21 protein-coding genes and 1 other RNA gene are annotated in these 20,781 nt (G+C 62.2%); 10 read left to right on the forward strand and 12 right to left on the reverse strand.

The genetic code is table 11. From position 1 onward, the window contains the following. Positions 1 to 99: 99 nt before the first annotated feature. Positions 100 to 1,470, forward strand: coding sequence for a CYTH domain-containing protein (locus NE357_RS27620; RefSeq protein ID WP_169432375.1), 1,371 nt, complete (start codon positions 100 to 102; stop codon positions 1,468 to 1,470). Positions 1,471 to 1,509: 39 nt separating this feature from the next. On the opposite strand, the gene NE357_RS27625 is transcribed toward NE357_RS27620, so the two are convergent. Continuing rightward, on the reverse strand, positions 1,510 to 1,980 hold the full coding sequence (locus NE357_RS27625; protein WP_007951785.1) for an Lrp/AsnC family transcriptional regulator: 471 nt from the start codon (positions 1,978 to 1,980) through the stop codon (positions 1,510 to 1,512). Between the two features lie 126 nt (positions 1,981 to 2,106). Between NE357_RS27625 and NE357_RS27630 the strand changes: the two genes are divergently transcribed. The 3 genes from NE357_RS27630 to NE357_RS27640 all read left to right on the forward strand — a co-directional run bounded on the left by NE357_RS27630 (position 2,107) and on the right by NE357_RS27640 (position 4,707). Continuing rightward, positions 2,107 to 2,445 carry a hypothetical protein gene (locus NE357_RS27630; RefSeq protein ID WP_169432376.1) on the forward strand — a complete coding sequence of 113 codons (339 nt, stop codon included), beginning with the start codon at positions 2,107 to 2,109 and terminating at the stop codon, positions 2,443 to 2,445. Positions 2,446 to 2,535: 90 nt separating this feature from the next. Further along, positions 2,536 to 4,320, forward strand: coding sequence for a GspE/PulE family protein (locus tag NE357_RS27635; protein WP_169432377.1), 1,785 nt, complete (start codon positions 2,536 to 2,538; stop codon positions 4,318 to 4,320). Positions 4,321 to 4,389: 69 nt separating this feature from the next. After that, positions 4,390 to 4,707: a DUF2388 domain-containing protein gene (locus tag NE357_RS27640; protein WP_007951791.1), complete on the forward strand. Its 318-nt coding sequence runs from the start codon at positions 4,390 to 4,392 to the stop codon at positions 4,705 to 4,707. A 54-nt stretch (positions 4,708 to 4,761) separates the two neighbouring features. On the opposite strand, the gene gcvP is transcribed toward NE357_RS27640, so the two are convergent. Next, a complete protein-coding gene (gene gcvP / locus NE357_RS27645; RefSeq protein WP_169432378.1) occupies positions 4,762 to 7,635 on the reverse strand; it encodes an aminomethyl-transferring glycine dehydrogenase in 2,874 nt (957 codons plus the stop codon). Between the two features lie 157 nt (positions 7,636 to 7,792). Between gcvP and NE357_RS27650 the strand changes: the two genes are divergently transcribed. Next, entirely contained in the window at positions 7,793 to 8,935 is a 1,143-nt protein-coding gene (locus tag NE357_RS27650) for a DegT/DnrJ/EryC1/StrS family aminotransferase (protein ID WP_169432379.1), read from the forward strand. A gap of 70 nt (positions 8,936 to 9,005) precedes the next feature. Here the strand turns inward: NE357_RS27650 and gcvH are convergent, their stop codons facing one another. The 9 genes from gcvH to NE357_RS27695 all read right to left on the reverse strand — a co-directional run bounded on the left by gcvH (position 9,006) and on the right by NE357_RS27695 (position 18,312). Continuing rightward, positions 9,006 to 9,389 (reverse strand): glycine cleavage system protein GcvH, encoded by a 384-nt coding sequence (gene gcvH / locus NE357_RS27655; RefSeq protein WP_169432380.1) that lies wholly within the window; start codon positions 9,387 to 9,389, stop codon positions 9,006 to 9,008. 48 nt (positions 9,390 to 9,437) lie between these two features. Further along, positions 9,438 to 10,520, reverse strand: a complete 1,083-nt coding sequence (gene gcvT / locus NE357_RS27660; protein WP_169432381.1) for a glycine cleavage system aminomethyltransferase GcvT — start codon at positions 10,518 to 10,520, stop codon at positions 9,438 to 9,440. Positions 10,521 to 10,676: 156 nt separating this feature from the next. Then, entirely contained in the window at positions 10,677 to 12,293 is a 1,617-nt protein-coding gene (locus NE357_RS27665) for an ABC transporter permease (protein ID WP_169432382.1), read from the reverse strand. A gap of 95 nt (positions 12,294 to 12,388) precedes the next feature. After that, a complete protein-coding gene (locus NE357_RS27670; RefSeq protein WP_169432383.1) occupies positions 12,389 to 13,393 on the reverse strand; it encodes an extracellular solute-binding protein in 1,005 nt (334 codons plus the stop codon). Between the two features lie 107 nt (positions 13,394 to 13,500). Beyond that, entirely contained in the window at positions 13,501 to 14,718 is a 1,218-nt protein-coding gene (locus tag NE357_RS27675) for a 2-octaprenyl-3-methyl-6-methoxy-1,4-benzoquinol hydroxylase (RefSeq protein WP_169432717.1), read from the reverse strand. Positions 14,719 to 14,727: 9 nt separating this feature from the next. Further along, a complete protein-coding gene (locus NE357_RS27680) occupies positions 14,728 to 15,213 on the reverse strand; it encodes a DUF4442 domain-containing protein (protein WP_169432384.1) in 486 nt (161 codons plus the stop codon). Next, positions 15,206 to 16,393, reverse strand: coding sequence for a 2-octaprenyl-6-methoxyphenyl hydroxylase (gene ubiH / locus NE357_RS27685; RefSeq protein WP_169432385.1), 1,188 nt, complete (start codon positions 16,391 to 16,393; stop codon positions 15,206 to 15,208). Before ubiH ends, NE357_RS27680 begins: the two co-directional genes overlap by 8 nt. Then, the gene (gene pepP / locus NE357_RS27690) at positions 16,390 to 17,724 is read right to left on the reverse strand and encodes a Xaa-Pro aminopeptidase (RefSeq protein ID WP_169432386.1); all 1,335 of its coding nucleotides are present in this window, start codon (positions 17,722 to 17,724) and stop codon (positions 16,390 to 16,392) included. Before pepP ends, ubiH begins: the two co-directional genes overlap by 4 nt. A 27-nt stretch (positions 17,725 to 17,751) precedes the next feature. Further along, positions 17,752 to 18,312, reverse strand: coding sequence for a YecA/YgfB family protein (locus NE357_RS27695; protein WP_169432387.1), 561 nt, complete (start codon positions 18,310 to 18,312; stop codon positions 17,752 to 17,754). 125 nt (positions 18,313 to 18,437) lie between these two features. On the opposite strand from NE357_RS27695, the gene NE357_RS27700 reads away from it, so the two are divergent. The 4 genes from NE357_RS27700 to NE357_RS27715 all read left to right on the forward strand — a co-directional run bounded on the left by NE357_RS27700 (position 18,438) and on the right by NE357_RS27715 (position 19,857). Then, on the forward strand, positions 18,438 to 18,647 hold the full coding sequence (locus NE357_RS27700; RefSeq protein ID WP_169432388.1) for a TIGR02449 family protein: 210 nt from the start codon (positions 18,438 to 18,440) through the stop codon (positions 18,645 to 18,647). Continuing rightward, positions 18,644 to 18,961 carry a cell division protein ZapA gene (locus tag NE357_RS27705; protein ID WP_169432389.1) on the forward strand — a complete coding sequence of 106 codons (318 nt, stop codon included), beginning with the start codon at positions 18,644 to 18,646 and terminating at the stop codon, positions 18,959 to 18,961. The genes NE357_RS27700 and NE357_RS27705 overlap by 4 nt, the downstream gene beginning before the upstream one ends. 30 nt (positions 18,962 to 18,991) lie before the next feature. After that, positions 18,992 to 19,170: non-coding RNA, 6S RNA (gene ssrS / locus NE357_RS27710), on the forward strand. 81 nt (positions 19,171 to 19,251) lie between these two features. Further along, complete coding sequence (locus NE357_RS27715; protein WP_169432390.1) at positions 19,252 to 19,857, forward strand: 5-formyltetrahydrofolate cyclo-ligase; 606 nt, start codon at positions 19,252 to 19,254, stop codon at positions 19,855 to 19,857. A 35-nt stretch (positions 19,858 to 19,892) separates the two neighbouring features. On the opposite strand, the gene NE357_RS27720 is transcribed toward NE357_RS27715, so the two are convergent. Further along, positions 19,893 to 20,048, reverse strand: a complete 156-nt coding sequence (locus NE357_RS27720; RefSeq protein ID WP_007911192.1) for a hypothetical protein — start codon at positions 20,046 to 20,048, stop codon at positions 19,893 to 19,895. Positions 20,049 to 20,245: 197 nt separating this feature from the next. On the opposite strand from NE357_RS27720, the gene NE357_RS27725 reads away from it, so the two are divergent. Next, a complete protein-coding gene (locus NE357_RS27725) occupies positions 20,246 to 20,695 on the forward strand; it encodes an EVE domain-containing protein (protein ID WP_169432391.1) in 450 nt (149 codons plus the stop codon). Positions 20,696 to 20,781: the final 86 nt, after the last annotated feature.

The raw sequence follows: 20,781 nt of genomic DNA on the forward strand, positions 1-20,781 counted from the left end.
AACCGCCGCAAGGCGTAGGAAGGTTCAGTCCTGTACACTGCACGACCTTGGCAGCCACACATTCCCCCGGCTGCGCTCCCGATCCTGGATTTTCCGGCCATGCAGAAAGAAACCGAAATCAAACTCCGCGTCAGCCGCGAAACCCTCGCCGCCCTGCGCGAGCACCCTCTCCTGAAAAAACGCAACAAAAGTGGCTGGGAACGCCGTGAGTTGATGAATCAGTACTTCGACACGCCCGAGCGTGACCTGGCCCGGGCCAAGGTTGCCCTGCGCCTGCGCAAGGACGGCGAAGAAGTGATCCAGACCCTCAAGACCCGTGGCCAGAGCGTTGCCGGTCTGTCCGAGCGTAACGAATACGACTGGCACCTGCCCAAAGCCAAACTCGACGTGAAGAAACTCGACGGCGAATGCTGGCCCGAGTCCCTCGCCGAGCTGGACAAGAAAACCCTGAAGCCGATCTTCACCACCGATTTCGTCCGCGAGCGCGCCGAAATCGCCTGGGGCCGTGGCAAGACCAAAGTGGTCATCGAGGCCGCTCTGGACCTGGGCCACGTAGTGGTCGGCAAGCAGAAAGAAGAAATCTGCGAGCTGGAACTGGAACTGCGCGAAGGCGAACCTGCCGCGCTGCTGGAACTGGCCGCCGAACTGGCCGAAACCCTGGCCCTGATGCCGTGCGACATCAGCAAGGCCGAGCGCGGCTATCGCCTGTACGACGCCAACAGCTACTCGCTGAGCCTGCCGGCACCGGCCATCACCGCTGAAACCCCGCTGGACGACGCTTTCGCTGCCCTGAGCTGGCACTTGCTCGGCAGCAGCCAGCGTCTGGCCGAACAGTATCGTTTCAACGGCCACTGGCGCCTGCTGCAGGACTGGGTCGAGAACCTCGCGGAAATGCGCGCCCTGCTCAGCAGCCTCGGCCAGGCCGCGCCGCGTCAGTCGACCCACGACCTGCGCGTTGCGCTGGACGCCCTGCTGGAAGACTGGCGTCCGCTGGTACAAGTCGGCCTTGAAGACGAAGATGTGCGTAAAGCCGCACCGGAGCAGTTCCTCGAAGAACTGGAAGATCCGCGCTGGGGCCTGTTCTCGCTGAACGCTTCGCGCTGGTTGCTGGCCCGCACCTGGGCGGCTGATCGCAACACCCGTGGCAACCGCCAGGGCGCTGCGCAATTGAGCAGCTGGCTGCCGCGCCTGCTGGGCGAAGAAGCCACTTCGCTGCAACTGCAGCGTTATCAGCAGCAGCCGGAAGATCTGGCCGAGCAACTGCCACGCATCGAACGCATCCAAGTCTGGCTGCACCACGCGCGCAGCGTGCTGGAGATCCCGGAAATGGATCGCCTGTACGGCGAACTGAACAAACTGGCGCAACTGGCCAACGAGCCGACCATCACCGATGAACTGCTCGATGCACGCAAACATCAGGCGATTGCGGTTTACCAGAATCGCGCCTGGAAAATGCTGCTGCGCATGTAATCCCCGGATGATGATCGTTCCCGCTCACGGGAACGATCATCAGCGCAGGACCGGCAGGCTAGTCGTCGACTTGATCTCCGACAGCGCCACGATCGAGTTCACCTCCTGAATCCCCGGCACCAGCGACAGCTTCTCGAAGAAGAAGCGCTCATACGCCTCGATGTCCGCCGCGACAATCCGCAACAGAAAGTCCACCGCCCCCATCAATACGTAACACTCCAGCACTTCGGGGAAACCGCGAATCGCCTCGGTGAATTCGGTGAAGTTCGAACGGCCGTGGGCGTTGAGTTTGATTTCGGCGAAGATCTGCGTGTTCAGGCCGATTTTCTTGCGATCGAGCAAGGTCACCTGACCACGAATGATCCCCTCCTCCTTCATCCGTTGAATCCGTCGCCAGCACGGCGACTGCGACAGACCCACCTGTTCGGCGATCTGTGCGCTGGACAGGGAAGCGTCCTCTTGCAGCAGGGCGAGAATACGCCGGTCGTAGCTGTCCAGCTCACTGTGCATAAATAATCCTCAAAATCGGACAATGGCGAATTGATCTTCCTCATCAATCGCCTGACCAGCTCATCTTAGACAAGAAATGCCCGGCATCGGATGTAAAAATTCCTCCACTGATTCCGGAGACCTGCCATGCCACACCTCGAAGCCGTCAACACCCCAGCGCCCCGTGCCGATGTGTGGAACGCCAGCAACGCCCACTGCCACGCGCAGTACCAGATACTGGCCGAGGCTGAGCCGGATCTGTTGGTACGTGTGCTGAACCTGTTCGCCTTGCAGTTCCTCACCCCGGAGCAGGTCAGTGTCCAGCGTCTGGACGATCTGCTGTCGATCGACATCGTCATGGGCGGCCTGAGCTGGCATCGCGCCCGGGTGATCGCGGAAAAACTTCGTAACCTGATCAGTGTCTGCTCGGTCAACCTGCAAAACCCCGACGCGGCGTGGGGTGCGCCGGCTCAGGCAACAGGCTGACAAAACCGGAAACGCCTTTGTCGGGTAGTGGCCCAACGGTAGGCGGGGCCACGACTATCCTTTGCGGACTGTCGTTCAAAAGGAGCCCGCATGTCCGTTCAACTCGCCACTCAGGACCGCTGGCTGGATCTCAATGATGTATTGCGTGAACTGGTCGCCCAGGGCTTCATCAGCCAGGACTCGGCCGAACAGGCGCTGAATGCGCGCCGCCGCCAGGCGACCCTCGGGCAGGTTCACCCGCTTGAATTCATCGCCAGCCAGCAACTGGAGGACCTCAGCCGTCCGGGCAGACACCTGGACCTCGAAAGCCTGACCCTGTGGCTGGCGCAGCAGGCCGGCCAGCCATACCTGCGCATCGATCCGCTGAAGATCAACGTCGCCGCCATCACGCCGCTGATGTCCTATGCCTTTGCCCAGCGCCACAAGATCCTTGCGGTGTCGGTCGACCGCGACGCGGTGACCGTGGCCAGCGCCCAGCCCTACGTCAATGGCTGGGAAGCCGACCTGACCCACGTGCTGAAACTGCCGGTCAAACGGGTGGTGGCCAACCCGGCGGACATTCAGCGTTTCAGCGTCGAGTTCTTTCGCCTCGCCAAATCGGTCAGCGGCGCCAGTAACGCCGACCAGCCGGGCAGCAACCTCGGCAACTTCGAACAACTGCTCAACCTTGGCGCCAGCGATCAGGAGCCGGACGCCAACGACGCGCACATCGTCAACATCGTCGACTGGCTGTTCCAGTACGCCTTCCAGCAGCGCGCCAGCGATATCCACATCGAGCCGCGGCGCGAGCAAGGCACGGTGCGTTTTCGCATCGACGGTGTGCTGCACAACGTTTATCAGTTCCCGCCACAGGTGACGATGGCCATCGTCAGTCGCCTGAAAAGCCTCGGCAGAATGAATGTCGCCGAGAAGCGCAAACCCCAGGACGGCCGGGTCAAGACCAAGACACCGGACGGCGGCGAAGTCGAGTTGCGGTTGTCGACCCTACCCACCGCGTTCGGCGAAAAAATGGTGATGCGGATCTTCGACCCGGAAGTGCTGCTCAAGGATTTCGATCAGCTGGGGTTTTCCGCCGAAGACCTGCGCCGCTGGCAGGACATGACCCGCCAGCCCAACGGCATCATTCTGGTGACCGGGCCGACCGGTTCGGGCAAGACCACCACGCTCTACACCACCCTGAAAAAGCTGGCGACCCCGGAAATCAACCTCTGCACCATCGAAGACCCGATCGAGATGGTCGAGCCGGCCTTCAACCAGATGCAGGTGCAGCACAACATCGACCTGACCTTTGCCGCCGGGGTACGGGCACTGATGCGGCAGGACCCGGACATCATCATGATCGGCGAGATCCGCGACCTGGAGACCGCCGAAATGGCCATCCAGGCTGCGTTGACCGGGCACCTGGTGCTATCGACCCTGCACACCAACGACGCACCCAGCGCCATCAGCCGCCTGCTGGAACTCGGCGTGCCGCATTACCTGATCAAGGCCACGGTGCTCGGGGTCATGGCTCAGCGTCTGGTGCGCACGTTATGCCCGCACTGCAAGGCGCCGCTGCCCATCGGCGAAGAAGACTGGCAAACCCTGACCCGGCCGTGGCAGGCACCACTGCCGGGCAACGCACAACGGGCCATCGGTTGCCTGGAATGCCGCGACACCGGTTATCACGGTCGCGCCGGGGTCTACGAAATCATGCAACTGACCGACAGCCTCAAAGGGCTGATCAGCCCCGACACCGATTTGACCGCGCTCCGGCGCCAGGCTTTCAAGGAAGGCATGCGCAGCCTGCGATTGTCCGGCGCGCAGAAAGTCGCGGCGGGGCTGACGACCATCGAGGAGGTGCTGCGGGTGACACCGCAGAGTGAGCAGAAATAGCCTGTCACGGAACCGGATCGCCGAATTGGCGATCCAAGCCGTTATTCAACACCAGTGGAGTCATCCCTCATGCGTCTCAAACTTGCTGTCGCCACCCTTGCCCTGCTGTCTCTGCCCGTCGGTTCGGCAATGGCTGACAGCTTTTGGCGTAACGTCATTTCGTCCGGCGCCACCACCGGCTCGACGTACCTGACCTTCAAGGATCACAAGCTGATCGTCGCCGCCCAGGACGACGCCGGCAGCTTCGTTGCCAGCGATGGCGGCATCCGTGGCCCCTATCTGGAAGCCGCCATGCAGAAAGTCCGCGCCGATAACCCGGGCCTGCAGGCAACGGACATGGAACTGGCGAACGCGATTCTGGCGAAGAACGCCGTGGCGTCGGAATAAACCTGTCGCCCACAAACATGCCGCTCACATGAGCGGCATTTTTTTGCCCGTCAATCAGCGGTAATCGTCTACCGGCACACACGCGCAGAACAGGTTGCGGTCGCCGTAGACGTTGTCCACCCGGTTTACCGCCGGCCAGTACTTGTGCGCTCTGGTATGCGCATCCGGCGTAATGCCCTGCTCAATGCTGTAGGGCCGTTCCCAGACACCAGTGACATCGGCCAGCGTATGCGGTGCACGCTTGAGCGGATTGTCCTCGGCCGGCCAGTTGCCATTCTGCACTTCGGTGATTTCCGCGCGAATACTCAACATGGCACCGATGAAACGGTCCAGCTCAGCCTTGGACTCACTCTCGGTCGGCTCGACCATCAGCGTCCCCGGTACCGGGAACGACATGGTCGGCGCGTGGAAGCCGTAATCCATCAGGCGCTTGGCGATGTCTTCCTCACTGATGCCGGTCTGCGCTTTCAGCGGCCGCAGATCCAGAATGCACTCGTGGGCGACCCGATCATTGCGACCGGTGTAGAGCACCGCAAAGGCGCCGGACAAGTGCTGCGCCAGGTAATTGGCCGCGAGAATCGCCACTTCGCTGGCGTCCGCCAGTTGCGGCCCCATCATCGCAATGTACATCCAGCTGATCGGCAAAATGCTCGCACTGCCCCAGGGCGCGGCACTCACGGCACCGTTCTGCGGCTGCGGCCCGTCGATCGGCACCACCGGATGATTGGCGACGAACGGCGCCAGATGCGCGCGCACGCCAATCGGCCCCATGCCCGGCCCGCCTCCGCCGTGAGGAATGCAGAAGGTCTTGTGCAGGTTCATGTGTGACACGTCGGCGCCAATGTCCGCCGGCCGGGCCAGGCCGACCTGGGCATTGAGGTTGGCGCCGTCCATGTAAACCTGACCGCCGTGCTTGTGGATAACTTCGCAGATTTCGCTGATGCCCTCCTCGTACACGCCGTGAGTCGACGGATACGTCGCCATCAGGCACGACAACTTGTCCCCGGCCTCGGCAGCCTTGGTCTTCAAATCCTCCAGATCGACGTTACCGGCCTCGTCGCACTCGACGATCACCACGCGCATCCCGGCCATTTGCGCCGAGGCCGGGTTGGTGCCGTGGGCCGAGGACGGAATCAGGCAGACATCGCGCCCGCCCTGCTGACGGCTTTCGTGATATTTGCGGATCGCCAACAACCCGGCGTATTCGCCCTGAGCGCCGGAATTGGGCTGCATGCAGATCGCGTCGAACCCGGTGATCGCGCACAGCCAGCGCTCCAGCTCCTCGATCATCAGTGTGTAACCGACGGCCTGCTCCCGGGGCACGAACGGGTGCAGGTTGGCGAACTGCGGCCAGGTGATCGGGATCATTTCGCTGGTGGCATTGAGTTTCATGGTGCAGGAGCCGAGCGGGATCATTGACTGGTTGAGTGCCAGATCCTTGTTCTCCAGCTGCTTGAGGTAGCGCAGCATCTCGGTTTCGCTGTGGTGGGCATTGAACACCGGGTGGCGCAGGTACGGCGTGCTGCGTTGCAGCGTGTCGGGAATGCCGCAGGCCAGCGTTTCAGCGTCGAGCTCATCGACGCTCAACCCATGATCGGCGCCCAGCAGCACATCGAACAGTTTGGCCACGGTGTTTTCATTGCAGGTCTCGTCGAGGCTCAGGCCCAGGTGGCCGCGACCGAGAATGCGCAGGTTGATCTGCGCAGCCTGGGCGCTTTCGATGATCGCGGTTTGCGCTCCGCCCACGTCCAGCGTGAGGGTGTCGAAGAAGTGTTCGTTGAGGCGCTTGATGCCATGGCGCTCGAGGCCGGCAGCGAGAATGCAGGTCAGCCGATGGATTCGCTGGGCAATGCGTTTCAGCCCTTGCGGCCCGTGGTACACGGCATAAAAACTGGCGATATTGGCCAGCAGCACTTGAGCGGTGCAGATGTTCGAATTGGCCTTCTCCCGGCGGATGTGCTGCTCGCGGGTCTGCAGGGCCATGCGCAGCGCAACGTTGCCGCGAGCATCTTTCGAGACACCGATGATGCGCCCGGGAATCGCCCGTTTGTACTCCTCGCGACTGGCGAAAAACGCCGCGTGCGGCCCGCCATACCCCATCGGTACGCCGAAACGCTGGGATGAGCCGAACACCACGTCCGCACCCAACTCGCCCGGCGGGGTCAGCAACAACAGACTCAGCAGATCGGCCGCGACACAGGCCAGCGCCTGCTGCGCATGCAGATGGTCGATCAACGGACGCAGGTCCCGGACCTCGCCGTGGGTGTCGGGGTATTGCAGCAGTGCGCCGAACACCTGGTGCTGTTTCAAGTTATCCACAGTGTCGACGATCAACTCGAAACCGAAGCCTTCGGCGCGGGTCTGCACCACGGAAATGGTTTGCGGATGACAGTTTTCGTCGATGAAAAACAGATTGCTCTTCGACTTCGCCACACGTTTGGCCAGCGCCATGGCCTCGGCGGCGGCAGTGGCCTCATCAAGCAGCGACGCGTTCGCCAGCTCCAGACCGGTCAGGTCGATGGTCAGTTGCTGGAAGTTGAGCAACGCTTCGAGCCGGCCTTGGGCAATTTCCGGTTGATACGGGGTGTAGGCGGTGTACCAGCCGGGATTTTCCAGCACATTGCGCAGAATGACCGTCGGCGTGAGGGTGCCGTGGTAACCCATGCCGATCAGGCTGGTCCAGACCTGATTCTGTTCGGCGTACCCGCGCAGTTTCGCCAGCGCGGCCTGCTCGTCCAGTGCCGGCGGCAAGTCCAGTTCCCGGTTGAGGCGGATCGCAGGCGGTACGGTCTGTTCGATCAGTTCGATCCGGCTGCCCAGGCCCAGGCTGTCGAGCATGGCCTGTTGTTCGGCGGCATCGGGGCCAAGGTGACGGCGCAGGAAGGCATGGGGGTCGCGTAACTGGCTCAAGGATGGCAACTGGGACATGACGGGCTCTCTCTTGGCTGGCGGCTCGGCGTCAATGCAACACGGTCAAACCAGCATAGCAGCGGAAACCGACGCAGACGGCTTGGCGGCAGGTGGCCGGACGGGGCATGCTGTGGCACCTGCAACAAGGGTCCAACCAGCGGATGATCGAGTCCTCATGAGCCAACAGCCGTTTCTGCCGTTTTCCAAACCTGTCATCGATGAAGCCACCATTGCCGCCGTCGGCGATGTCCTGCGCTCCGGCTGGATCACCAGCGGGCCAAAGGTCCAGGCCTTCGAAGCACAATTGTCGGAGTATTTTGGCGGCCGTCCGGTACGCACCTTCAACTCCGGCACCTGCACCATGGAAATCGCCTTGCGCATCGCCGGCATCGGGCCGGGGGACGAAGTGATCACCACGCCGATTTCCTGGGTGGCCACGGCCAACGTGATTCTTGAAGTGGGTGCCACGCCGGTGTTCGCCGACATCGATCCGGTCACCCGCAACATCGACCTGGACCGGCTGGAGGCGGCCATCACCCCGCGCACCAAAGCTGTCATTCCGGTCTTTCTCGCCGGGCTGCCGGTGGACATGGAGCGCCTGTACGCCATCGCTGAAAAGCACAACCTGCGCATCGTCGAAGACGCCGCCCAGGCCCTTGGTTCGAGCTGGAACGGGCAGCGCATCGGCGCCACCGGCGACTTCGTATCGTTCAGCTTTCAGGCCAACAAGAACGTGACCTGCTCCGAGGGTGGCTGCCTGGTGCTGAACACGCCCGAGGAAGCGCGCCTGGCGGAGAAGTACCGTTTGCAGGGCGTCACCCGCAACGGGTTCGACGGCCTGGACGTCGATGTACTGGGCGGCAAATTCAACATGACCGACGTCGCAGCGACCATCGGCCTCGGCCAGTTCGCCCACATCGAAGCTTTGACGGCCCATCGTCAGGAACTGGCTCGCCACTACTTCAAATGCTTTGGCGACGACTTCGAGGCCAAGTACGGCGCGCAACTGCCACCTGCCGACTTCACCAACAGCAACTGGCATCTGTTCCAACTGGTGCTGCCGGAACGCAAGGACGGCTTGCCGGCGCGGGCCACGTTCATGGAGAAGATGCAGGAATTGGGCATCGGTATCGGTTATCACTATCCGCCGATCCACTTGCTGAGCCTGTACCGTGAGCGCGGTTTCAAGGAAGGGATGTTGCCGGTGGCCGAACGCGTGGGGCGGCTGATCGTGTCGTTGCCGATGTTCAACACCATGAACAAGGACGATGTCGAGCGTTCCGTGGCAGCCGTCAAAGCGGTGCTGGGCAACGCCTGAGCCATCCCCGATAAAAAGCTGCGCACAAAAAAGCCCCGACGGATCGGGGCTTTGCGGTATTGCCTGAAGCTTATTCGCCGATGGCGGCCTTGTAGCCTGCTGCATCGAGCAGCTTGTCCAGCTCGGCCTTGTCGCTTGGCTTGAGCTTGAAGATCCACGCGGCGTACGGATCGTTGTTCAGTTCTTCCGGCGAGTTGGCCAGTTCCTCGTTGACCGCGATCACTTCACCGCCAACCGGGGAGTAGATGTCGGAAGCGGCTTTCACCGACTCGACAACACCCGCCGCTTCACCGGCAGCAAACACCTTGCCGACTTCAGCCAGTTCAACGAACACCACATCGCCCAACGCTTCCTGAGCGTGATCGCTGATGCCCACGGTGACGGTGCCGTCGGCTTCCAGGCGCGCCCATTCATGACTTTCGGCAAAACGCAGTTCGGCTGGGATGTTGCTCATGCTCGGTGTCCTCAAGAAATTGTCAGCGGTCGTGCCCGCCGGAAAAGGTTAGATCAAGGTTTTGCCGTGACGGACGAAGGTCGGTTTGACCACTCGTACCGGATACCACTTGCCACGGATTTCCACTTCGGCGCGATCGGCAGTCGCCATCGGTACACGCGCCAGGGCAATCGACTTGCTAAGCGTAGGAGAGAAACTACCACTGGTGATCTCTCCTTCGCCAACATCAGCGATACGAACCACCTGATGCGCACGCAAAACCCCGCGTTCCTCAAGCACCAGACCCACCAGTTTGTGCTGCACGCCGGCGGTTTTTTCCGCTTCCAGCGCATCGCGACCGATGAATCGGCGCGTGGCCGGTTCCCAGGCGATGCTCCAGGCCATGTTCGAGGCCAGAGGCGAAACGTCCTGATGAATGTCCTGACCGTAGAGGTTCATCCCCGCTTCCACCCGCAAAGTGTCGCGAGCACCGAGGCCAATGGGAGAAATGCCGGCGCCCACCAGATCGTTGAAGAAACCGGGGGCCTGATCGGCCGGCAGGGCAATTTCCAGACCGTCCTCACCGGTGTAGCCGGTGCGGGCAATGAACCAGTCCCCGTCGGCGTGGCCTTCGAACGGCTTGAGCATCTGGATCAGATTGGCGCGGGACTGGGTCACCAGCTCGGCAATCTTGTGCCGGGCATGGGGGCCTTGGATGGCGAGCATCGCCAGATCCGTGCGCTCTTGCAACTGCACGTCGAAGCCGGTGAGTTGGGCCTGCATCCAGGCCAGGTCCTGATCGCGGGTCGAAGCGTTGACCACCAGGCGGTAACCGTCTTCGAGACGATAGACGATCATGTCGTCGACGATGCCGCCACGCTCGTTGAGCATGGTGCTGTACAACGCACGGCCGGTGCTGTGCAGGCGCTCGACGTCGTTGGCCAGCAAATGCTGGAGCCAGGCCTTGGCCTGTTGGCCGGCGACATCGATCACGGTCATGTGGGAAACATCGAACACCCCGCAATCGCGTCGCACCTCGTGGTGCTCCTCGACCTGCGAGCCGTAATGCAGTGGCATGTCCCAACCGCCAAAATCGACCATCTTCGCGCCGAGGGCGAGATGCAGGTCATACAGAGGCGTACGCTGTCCCATGGGTTTCTCCTTCCGGGCGTGGCGAAGGTGCGGAGCGCTGCCGTGCGGTTTGAAAGCCCCGCAAGAGAAGGCTTTCAGCCGATTTCAGCGACAGGGTCTGTCAGACGGACCGCACCGAATGCCGCGCATTGTAGCCGCATGATTCAGGTCTCACTACTAAGTGTTTCGGTGTGCCGAACGACGGATCAGTCCGATGACCGGCAACAGACCGACCAGCACTAACGTCAGCGCCGGCAGCGACGCCCTCGCCCATTCGCCTTCGCTGGTCATTTCGAAGATGCGCACCGCCAGCGTGTCCCAGCCGAACGGGCGCATCAGCAGGGTTGCAGGCATTTCCTTGAGCACGTCGACGAACACCAGCAGCGCGGCGCTGAGCGTGCCGGGCAACAGCAACGGCAGATACACTTTGAAAAACAGTCGCGGCCCACTGACACCCAGGCTACGTGCCGCTTCAGGCAAAGAGGGCCGTATACGCGCCAGACTGCTTTCCAGCGGCCCGTAGGCCACCGCCACGAAGCGCACCAGGTAAGCCATCAGCAACGCCGCCAGACTGCCCAGCAGCAACGGTTTGCCCGCACCGCCGAGCCAGCCGGACAACGGAATCACCAGCTCGCGATCCAGATAACTGAATGCCAGCATGATCGATACCGCCAGCACCGAGCCCGGCAACGCGTAGCCGAGGTTGGCCAGACCGACCGCGGAGTTGATCGTCCGGGTGGGCGCCAGACGCCGGGCGAATGCCAGCAACATCGCCACGCTGACCGTGATCAACGCTGCCATGCCGCCCAGATACAACGTATGGAGAATCAGCCCGGCGTAACGCTCATCCAGATCGAATCGCCCGCGCTGCCAGAACCACACCACCAGTTGCAGCACCGGGACGACAAACGCACAGGCAAACACCAGACCGCACCACCCCGTTGCCGCCCAGGCCTTGGGCCCACGCAGGTGATACAGCGCCTTGCCCCTTGGCCGTTCATTACTTGCCCGGTTTGCACCCCGGGCACGGCGCTCGCCGTACAGCACCAGCATCACCACCAGCAGCAACAGACTGGCCAGCTGCGCGGCGCTGGGCAGGCTGAAAAAGCCATACCAGGTCTTGTAGATCGCCGTGGTGAAGGTATCGAAGTTGAACACCGACACGGCGCCGAAATCCGCCAGGGTTTCCATCAGCGCCAGCGCCACACCGGCGCCGATGGCCGGCCGCGCCATCGGCAGTGCCACGCGCCAGAATGCTTGCCACGGTGATTGGCCGAGCACTCGCGCAGCTTCCATCAATCCCTTGCCCTGCGCCAGGAACGCGGTGCGAGCCAGCAGGTAGACGTAGGGATAAAACACCAGCACCAACACCAGAATCACCCCACCCGTGGAGCGTACTCGCGGCAGACGCAGGCCGGAGCCGAACCATTCGCGCAGCAGGGTTTGCACGGGGCCTGCGAAATCCAGCAGTCCGACAAAGACGAACGCCAGCACGTAGGCCGGGATTGCAAACGGCAGCATCAGCGCCCAGTCGAGCCAGCGTCGACCGGGAAATTCGCAGAGGCTGGTGAGCCAGGCGAGGCTCACACCGATCAGTGTCACACCGATGCCTACGCCGAGGACCAACGTCAGGGTGTTGCCCAGCAGGCGCGGCATCTGGGTTTCCCACAGGTGGGACCAGATCTGCTGGTCGATGGTTTGCCACGACAGCAGAAGGACGCTGAGGGGGAGCAGCACCAACGCGGCGATGGCGAAGACGATGGGGTACCAGCGGCGTTGGGCGGGGTGGGCCAAGGAAAAACTCTCGTTGAATGATTGTGCCCACGCATGGCGTGGGCACGTATCGTGTGACGCTGTGCGTCACGCTTGCGGCGATTCGACTCGCAGCGTCAGTTCCAACCTGCCCGATCCATCATCCGGATCGCTTCAGCCTGACGCTTGCCCGCCACCTCGACCGGCAGCGTATCAGCCACAAACTGCCCCCACGCCGCCACTTCTTCCGAAGGCTTCACCGCCGGATTCGCCGGGAACTCCTGGTTCACATCGGCAAAGATCTTCTGCGCCTCAGGCGTGGTCATCCACTCCACCAGCGCCTTGGCGGCTTCCGGGTGCGGCGCATGCCTGGTCAGGCCGATGCCCGACAGGTTGACGTGCACCCCACGATCCGCCTGGTTCGGCCAGAACAGTTTCACCGGCAGTTCCGGCTTCTGCTTGTGCAGGCGACCGTAGTAGTAGGTGTTGACGATGCCGACATCGCACTGGCCGGCGTTGATCGCTTCCAGCACCGCGACGTCGTCGGAGAACACGTCGGTGGACAGGTTGTTGACCCAGCCCTTGAGGATCTTCTCGGTCTTCTCGGCGCCATGCACTTCGATCATGGTGGCGGTCAGCGACTGGTTGTAGACCTTCTTCGCCGTGCGCAGGCACAGCCGGCCTTCCCAGTTCTTGTCGGCCAATGCTTCGTAGGTGGTCAGTTCGCCCGGTTTCACCCGTTCGGTGGAATAGGCGATGGTTCGCGCGCGCAGGCTCAGGCCGGTCCAGGCGTGGCTGGACGAGCGATATTGCAGGGGAATGTTGGCGTCGATGGTTTTCGAGGTGAACGGCTGGAGAATGCCCATCTGCTCGGCCTGCCAGAGGTTGCCGGCATCGACGGTCAGCAGCAGGTCGGCGGTGGCGTTCTCGCCCTCGGCCTTGATCCGCTGCATCAGCGGCGCTTCCTTGTCGGTGATGAACTTGATCTTCACCCCGGTCTTGGCGGTGTAGGCATCGAACACTGGCTTGATCAGCTCATCGATACGCGAGGAGTAGACCACCACCTCATCGGCAGCCTGGGCGGCAGTGCTGCCGATCAGGGTCAGGGCCAGTGCGGTCAGAACACGCTTGGATGCCAACATGGGAGCGGTCTCTCGGTCAGGAAAAGTGGCCCAAATGATAAGGACTCACATTTACCAGCTCAATCGAACACTTTCCCAAGGAGTTACCAGATGTTGCACGACATTCGTCAGGCCTTGGCCAGTGCCGGCAGATCCCCGGTCAGCCCCAAGGCTTCGCGCACGAACAACGCCTTGGCCTCGGGCATCTGCTCGACGATTTTCAGCCCGGTATTACGCAACCAGCGCAGTGGCAACGGGTCGGCCTGGAACAACCGCTCGAAACCTTCCATCGCGGCCATCAGCGCCAGGTTATGCGGCATGCGCCGGCGTTCGTAGCGGCTCAGGACTTTCACGTCCGCCAGGCGTTCGCCGCGTTCGTGCGCTTGCAGCAACACTTCAGCCAGCACCGCCGCGTCGAGGAAGCCGAGGTTCACACCCTGCCCCGCCAACGGGTGAATGGTGTGCGCGGCATCGCCGATCAGTGCCAGGCCTTCGGCCACGTAGCGCTTGGCGTGACGCTGACGCAGCGGCACACAAAGACGCGGGTCGGCGCTGATGACATCGCCGAGGCAACCTTCGAAGGCACGCTCCAGCTCCCGGCAGAAATCCGCTTCATCCAGCGCCATCAATCGTTCGGCCTCGCCCGGCGTGGTCGACCAGACGATCGAGCACCAGTCCTGCTGCCCGTCACGCTCCAGCGGCAGAAACGCCAGCGGCCCGTGATCGGTGAAACGCTGCCACGCGGTCATGCGATGCGGCTTGCTGCTGCGCACGCTGGTGACAATGGCGTGATGCAGATAATCCCATTCGCGAGTGGCGACACCGGTCAGACGGCGCACGGCTGAGTTGGCCCCGTCCGCCGCAATCACCAGCGGTGCGCGCAAGGTGCGACCGTCAGCCAGGGTCAGGAGCCAGTCGTCACCGGAACGGCGCATCTGCTCCAGTCGCGCGTTGGCCAACAGGCCCAGGTCGCACTCGTGCAGGCGGTCGAGCAAGGCGTCCTGGACCACGCGGTTTTCGACAATGTGGCCGAGCACATCGGCGTGCACGCTGCTGGCCGAAAAGTGGATCTGGCCGGTGCCGCTACCGTCCCAGACATGCATGTCGGTGTAAGGGCTGCTGCGTCGGTTGACGATGCCGTCCCATACGCCGAGGCGATCGAGAATCCGCTGGCTCGCCGCCGACAAGGCGCTCACCCGTGGCTCGAACGGCGCGTCGCCATTGAAGGGTTTGACGCTCAGCGGGCTGCCGTCGAGCAGCAGGACTTCCAGCCCGCTGTTCTGCAACGCCAGCGCCAGGGCGCTGCCGACCATTCCGGCTCCGACAATCAGCACATCCGCGCGCATTTCCATGCTTTAAGCCTGTCTCGCTGGCGGCTTGAGCCGCACGTAAAGGGTTTTACCGACCCGCGCCACCAGGTTGCCGGCGCCGTCATGAATGTCGACCTGCAACTGCGGCAGGTATTTCTCGCCACTGGCGGTCTGCCGACGGATTTCGTCGAGCAGGGTGTCGTCGATGTTGAACCGGGCGAACACCGGGCCTTTGCCAGGCGCAATGAAATCAATGTCGGCGGCCTTGTCCCAGACGATGTACCGCGAGCCGAGGTTCTCCATGAGCATCAACATGAAGAACGGATCGACCATCGAATACAGACTGCCGCCGAACTGGGTACCGACGTAATTGCGGTTGTACCAGCCCAGGCCCATCGAGACCTGGATGTCACGAAAGTCATCGCTGATGTGCTTCACCCGGACGCCGGCGCCGAAGTATGGCGGGTAGAACGTCATGATCCAGCGCATCAGCCGCGCCTTGCCAAACTGTTTGATCAGCCACTCACGCATCCGGCCGCGTCCCCAGCCCCATGGCCTGACGGGCGAACCAGCGCTTGGCCGGCGGCAGCAGATCGAGGCCGAGCAAACCGATGTTTCGGCCCAGCGACACCAGTGGCTGAGTGCTGCCGAACAGGCGCGTGACCTGATCGGAGAACCCTACGGTGAGGTCCTGATCCAGGCGCTGGCGCTCGCGATACGCCTGCAACGTGGCGAAATCCCCCAGCGGTTTGTCGCTGGCCAGCAGTGCGGCGGCCAACGCATCGGCATCGCGCAGGGACAGGTTGAAACCCTGCCCGGCAATCGGGTGCAGGCTGTGGGCGGCGTTGCCGAGGACGGCCAGATGCGAACGCACCTGCTCTTCGGCCTCCACCAGCGACAGCGGGTACAGATGTCGTGCGCCGACCTGCTTCAGAGTGCCGAGACGGTAACCGAACACGCCTTGCAGCTCGCTGAGGAAATCACGTTCGCTCAGGTCGGCCAGCCGTTGCGCGTCCATCCCCAGACGGGTCCAGACCAGCGCGCAGCGGTTCTCCGGCAGCGGCAACAGCGCCATCGGGCCTTCATCGGTGAAGCGCTCGAACGCCATGCCGTTGTGCGCTTCGCTCGGGGTTATGTTGGCGATCAGCGCGCTCTGGTTGTACGGGCGCTTGCGCACGTTGATACCCAGTTGCTCACGAAGGCCGGAGCGGCCGCCATCGGCGAGCACCGCCAGATCGCATTCGACCGTGGTTTCATCGTTGAGGGTCAGGCGATAGCCGTCGGGCAGCGGTTCCATGCGGGTGACTTCCGCCGGACAGCGCCAGCTGATCACGTCCCTGTCGACGTGCTGCCACAGGCAATGGCCGAGCCAGGCGTTTTCCACTACATAGCCGAGCGCCGGTACGCCCTCTTCCATCGCCGACAGTCGGGCGGTGGAAAAGCGTCCGCGGTCGGAGACGTGAATCTGCTTGATCGGCTCGGCGCGGCGGGAGATTTCCTGCCACACGCCCAGCCGCTGATAAATCTGCCGCGAGCCGAAGGACAGCGCCGAAGAACGCGCGTCGTAGCTGGGCTGCCAGCTGTCGCCGGGGGCGAACGGTTCGATCAGTACGATCTTCCAGCCACGGGCCTTGGCCCCGGCCTGCAAGGCCAGCGCCAGACTGGCGCCGACCAGGCCGCCACCGATGATTGCCAGATTGACCCGACTCATGCCGCGCAGGTCCGTGCTTGCGCCATCAGGGCTTCGATCTCGGCGACGGTTTTCGGCACGCCTTGGGTCAAAATTTCACAACCGCTCTTGGTCACTACCACGTCATCCTCGATGCGCACGCCAATGCCGCGCCATTTCTTCGCTACGTTCTGATTGTCCGGGGCGATGTAGATGCCCGGCTCCACGGTCAGCGCCATGCCGACTTCCAGCACCCGCCATTCGCCGCCGACCTTGTATTCGCCGACGTCATGCACATCCATACCCAGCCAGTGGCCGGCGCGGTGCATGTAAAACGCCTTGTAGGCCTCGGAGGCAATCAACTCGTCGACTTCGCCCTGCAACAACCCCAGTTTCACCAGCCCGGCGGTGATCACCCGAACCGTGGCTTCGTGCGCCTGGTTCCAGTGTTTGTTCGGGGCGATTTCGGCGAATGCAGCTTCCTGCGAGGCCAATACCAGTTCGTAGATCGCCTTCTGCTCAGCGGAAAACTTGCCGTTGACCGGCCACGTCCGCGTGATGTCGCTGGCGTAGCAGTCGATTTCGCAACCGGCGTCGATCAGCACCAGATCACCGTCCTTGAGCAACGCGTCATTCTGCTGGTAATGCAGGATGCAGCTGTTGCGCCCGGCAGCGACGATCGAGCCGTAGGCCGGCATTTTCGCCCCACCCTTGCGGAACTCGTAATCCAGTTCGGCTTCGAGGCTGTATTCGTAGAGGCCGGCACGGCTGGCCTGCATCGCCCGGATATGGGCCTGGGCGGAAATCCGCGCCGCTTCACGCATCACCTTCACTTCTGCCGCCGATTTATACAGGCGCATGTCGTGCAGCAGGTGATCCAAAGCAACGAATTCGTTCGGCGGCTGGGCGCCGAGGTGCGCCTTGGAGCGGATCACGTTGATCCAGTCCATCAAATGGCGGTCGAATTCCGGGTTGCTGCCCATCGCCGAATACACCCGGTCGCGGCCTTCGATCAGGCCCGGCAGGATGTCGTCGATGTCGGTGATCGGGAACGCGTCATCGGCGCCAAAATCGCGAATCGCGCCTTCCTGGCCGGCGCGCAGACCATCCCAGAGTTCCCGTTCGGCATTGCGTTCACGGCAGAACAGCACGTATTCGCCGTGTTCGCGACCGGGCATCAGGACGATGACCGCTTGTGGCTCGGGGAAACCGCTGAGGTACTGGAAGTCGCTGTCCTGACGATAGACATGCTCGACGTCGCGGTTGCGGATGGCGACCGCGGCGGCAGGCAGGATCGCGATGCTGTTGGGTTCCATCTGCGCCATCAGCGCCTTGCGGCGCCGGGCGTATTCCGCTTTCGGGATATGGATCATGGGCAGATGGCTTTCCCTGGCACGCGATCAGTGCAGCGACGGCTTGGCCGCTGGTGGCACGTCGGCCTTTTTGGTTTCGGAGAACAGCAGCAGCGGGGCTACGCGCAGGTACTCCATGACTTCCATATAGTCGCTTTCGCCGTCTTCGGATTCTTCCAGTGCATCTTGCACCTGAGAGATCGCTGCCAGATCCTGCAACACTTCAGTGGCTTCGGTGCTCAGCATGCTGCTGTCGCGGCAGTTCAGGCCGAAACCGGTGAGGAAGCCCTGGCACCACTGGCCCAGCGCGACGGCGCGATCGGCCAGTGGCACGTCATCGGTCGGCAACAGCAGCACAACGGTCACGTCGTCACCGGTGAGCTCACCCTTGACCATTTCCTGCAGGCCGATCAAGGCATTGCGAACGTTGTCCTGCGGCTCGCTTTCGAGCAGCTCGGCGGCGTCGATCAGCCATTCTTCGGCATTGAAGCCGGCACCGGCGCAGCTGCGGCCGAGCAGCAGGCCATGCAGTTCGGCAGGCGAGACATTGTGACCGCTGGCAGTCAGCAGGGTGGCGAAGGCTTGGTACGGGGAATTCTGAATGGGCATGGGCAGCTAGGCGCCAGACGGCGCTATGTCTAGAATGAAGGCCTTGTATCCTACATCGACAGACTCGCCAAAACCATTAAAGGCTGTCCGCCAGCCAAACCCATCAGACCGAATCAGTGGACACAATGGAAGACACCGACCTGCAAGCGCTGATGGCCAGACTCGAACGGCTGATTACCCGAGTCGAGCAACTAAAGAGTCAAAATGCACTCTTACTAGCTCAGGAAAAGACCTGGCGCGAGGAACGCGCGCACCTCATTGAAAAAAACGAAATCGCCCGGCGTAAGGTCGAATCGATGATTTCGCGCCTCAAGGCCCTGGAGCAAGACTCATGAGTTCAAGCAATAGCGTTACCGTGCAGATCCTCGACAAAGAGTATTCGATCATCTGTCCCCAGGAAGAGCGCAGCAATCTGATCAGCGCCGCCCGCTACCTGGACGGCAAGATGCGCGAGATCCGCAGCAGCGGCAAAGTCATCGGCGCCGACCGCATCGCCGTGATGGCCGCACTGAACATCACCCACGACCTCTTGCACAAAGAAGAGCGCCCGGACATCCAGGCCAGCGGCTCGACCCGTGAACAGGTGCGTGACTTGCTCGATCGTGTCGATCTGGTGCTGGCCGACGATCCGGACATCCGCAAGGGCTGATTCGCCAGGCGGCTTGAGGTATACTCGCCGCACTCCCTGGGGTGCTTGCCAGTTGACGATGTCCCTGAGCCGATTTGCACTACCCTGGGGGTTGCACGTTGGGCTGGTGTGCATGTCCGCCAGACGGAAAGCCTTAAAGCCTACTGCATCCTCCACCTTGAACTTTCGGGTTCAAGGGCTAAGTCGACAGCGGCTCATCCGGGGAGCCTGATTCGAATCCGATGCCGGTGCATGCCGGCATCGGATTTTTTATGCGTGCGTTTTCGTCCCTATCCTGCCGAAGCCGAACCATGACAGAACTCTCGTTGCTGCCCCGCCCCCAACTGCGCCGCCTGCTGCGCAAGGCCCGCCGCTCGCTGACACCGAGTCAGCAACGCCAGGCCGCCGAAGGCCTGTACAAGCAACTGGCACAAGACCCGCACTTTCGCCGGGCGAAACACATTTCCCTTTACCTGCCCACCGACGGTGAAATCGACCCGCGCCTGTTGCTGCGCGCCGCCCAGCGTCGGGGGAAGAAAACCTACCTGCCAGTGCTCAGTGCCTGGCCGCGGACCAAAATGGTCTTTCAGCAGATCCGCCCCGGCGAGAAACTGCGGCCCAACCGTTTCCGCATTCTCGAGCCTCGAGTCAATCCGGCCCGCCAGCGCAAGATCTGGGCACTGGATCTGGTGTTGTTGCCACTGGTGGGATTCGACGATGTCGGCGGGCGCCTGGGCATGGGCGGCGGTTTCTACGACCGCAGCCTGGCGTATCTGGCCCGACGCCAGAAATGGCGCAAGCCGACGCTGTTGGGCCTGGCCCATGAATGTCAGAAAGTCGAACGTCTCGCGCAAGCGAGCTGGGATGTACCGTTGCAGGGAACGGTGACGGACAAGGCGTGGTATTTCGCGGGATAGACGCCGCGCGGATCAGCGGCGTCGAAAAGGCTGTTTCAGCGTTTGAAGGCTGTCGACTGTTGTACTTGTTGCGCCACTTCAATCGGTGCATCGGCCTTGTTGGCCCACAGACTTTGCGCATAACCGGTGGTCACGACGCCCAGACCGAACAAAATCACCAAAGTCCACAGCAAATCCGGTTTGCGTTTCATCGATTGCCCCCCTCAAGGCACATCATCACGATGACAGCAGCGGTTTCCATTCGTAGGCCGTGCAGCAGCGTCAAGCTTTAAAGGCCGGCATTTTGCGACAACGTGAACCTGCGCGCAAATGCTGACGTCAACCGACCGTCGGTTTGTCATAAAATTGCCCGACAACCTGCCCAATGACCGTTTCAGGAGCACCCAACATGGCCTATTGGCTGATGAAGTCCGAGCCCGACGAACTCTCGATCAAGGGTCTGGAAAAACTGGGCAAAGCGCGCTGGGACGGGGTGCGCAACTATCAGGCACGTAATTTCCTGCGAGCGATGGCGGTGGGGGATGAGTTCTTTTTCTATCACTCCAGTTGCCCTGAGCCAGGCATTGCCGGAATCGGCAGGATCATCGAAGCCGCGTACCCGGATCCCACCGCGCTGGAGCCGGAAAGTCATTACTTCGACCCAAAGGCCACACCGGAGAAAAATGCCTGGAGTGCAATCGACGTCGCTCATGTCGAGACGTTTGCCCGGGTGTTGAGGCTGGATTACCTTAAGCAGCAGACCGCGCTGGCCGAAATGCCACTGGTGCAGAAAGGTTCGCGACTGTCGGTGATGCCGTTGACAACCGAGCAGTGGGCGGCAGTACTCGACTTGCGTTGAAGTGGCCAGGTCTGCCGCTCATTTGATTGATATCAAGCGATACCGTCGTTTGAACCGTCAAACTGGACGCCACAGTCGCAGGATGC

The sequence above is a fragment of the Pseudomonas sp. G7(2022) genome, from assembly GCF_052660475.1.

Coding starts and splice junctions, on each gene's coding strand:
- gcvH (WP_169432380.1), bottom strand. CDS start 9,389: ATGAGCAACATCCCAGCCGAACTGCGTTTTGCCGAAAGTCATGAATGG.
- NE357_RS27720 (WP_007911192.1), bottom strand. CDS start 20,048: ATGAAACGCAAACCGGATTTGCTGTGGACTTTGGTGATTTTGTTCGGT.
- NE357_RS27620 (WP_169432375.1), top strand. CDS start 100: ATGCAGAAAGAAACCGAAATCAAACTCCGCGTCAGCCGCGAAACCCTC.
- NE357_RS27640 (WP_007951791.1), top strand. CDS start 4,390: ATGCGTCTCAAACTTGCTGTCGCCACCCTTGCCCTGCTGTCTCTGCCC.
- NE357_RS27705 (WP_169432389.1), top strand. CDS start 18,644: ATGAGTTCAAGCAATAGCGTTACCGTGCAGATCCTCGACAAAGAGTAT.
- NE357_RS27635 (WP_169432377.1), top strand. CDS start 2,536: ATGTCCGTTCAACTCGCCACTCAGGACCGCTGGCTGGATCTCAATGAT.
- NE357_RS27695 (WP_169432387.1), bottom strand. CDS start 18,312: ATGCCCATTCAGAATTCCCCGTACCAAGCCTTCGCCACCCTGCTGACT.
- gcvT (WP_169432381.1), bottom strand. CDS start 10,520: ATGGGACAGCGTACGCCTCTGTATGACCTGCATCTCGCCCTCGGCGCG.
- NE357_RS27630 (WP_169432376.1), top strand. CDS start 2,107: ATGCCACACCTCGAAGCCGTCAACACCCCAGCGCCCCGTGCCGATGTG.
- NE357_RS27680 (WP_169432384.1), bottom strand. CDS start 15,213: ATGCGTGAGTGGCTGATCAAACAGTTTGGCAAGGCGCGGCTGATGCGC.
- ubiH (WP_169432385.1), bottom strand. CDS start 16,393: ATGAGTCGGGTCAATCTGGCAATCATCGGTGGCGGCCTGGTCGGCGCC.
- NE357_RS27725 (WP_169432391.1), top strand. CDS start 20,246: ATGGCCTATTGGCTGATGAAGTCCGAGCCCGACGAACTCTCGATCAAG.
- NE357_RS27715 (WP_169432390.1), top strand. CDS start 19,252: ATGACAGAACTCTCGTTGCTGCCCCGCCCCCAACTGCGCCGCCTGCTG.
- NE357_RS27700 (WP_169432388.1), top strand. CDS start 18,438: ATGGAAGACACCGACCTGCAAGCGCTGATGGCCAGACTCGAACGGCTG.
- NE357_RS27625 (WP_007951785.1), bottom strand. CDS start 1,980: ATGCACAGTGAGCTGGACAGCTACGACCGGCGTATTCTCGCCCTGCTG.
- pepP (WP_169432386.1), bottom strand. CDS start 17,724: ATGATCCATATCCCGAAAGCGGAATACGCCCGGCGCCGCAAGGCGCTG.
- NE357_RS27670 (WP_169432383.1), bottom strand. CDS start 13,393: ATGTTGGCATCCAAGCGTGTTCTGACCGCACTGGCCCTGACCCTGATC.
- gcvP (WP_169432378.1), bottom strand. CDS start 7,635: ATGTCCCAGTTGCCATCCTTGAGCCAGTTACGCGACCCCCATGCCTTC.
- NE357_RS27675 (WP_169432717.1), bottom strand. CDS start 14,718: ATGCGCGCGGATGTGCTGATTGTCGGAGCCGGAATGGTCGGCAGCGCC.
- NE357_RS27650 (WP_169432379.1), top strand. CDS start 7,793: ATGAGCCAACAGCCGTTTCTGCCGTTTTCCAAACCTGTCATCGATGAA.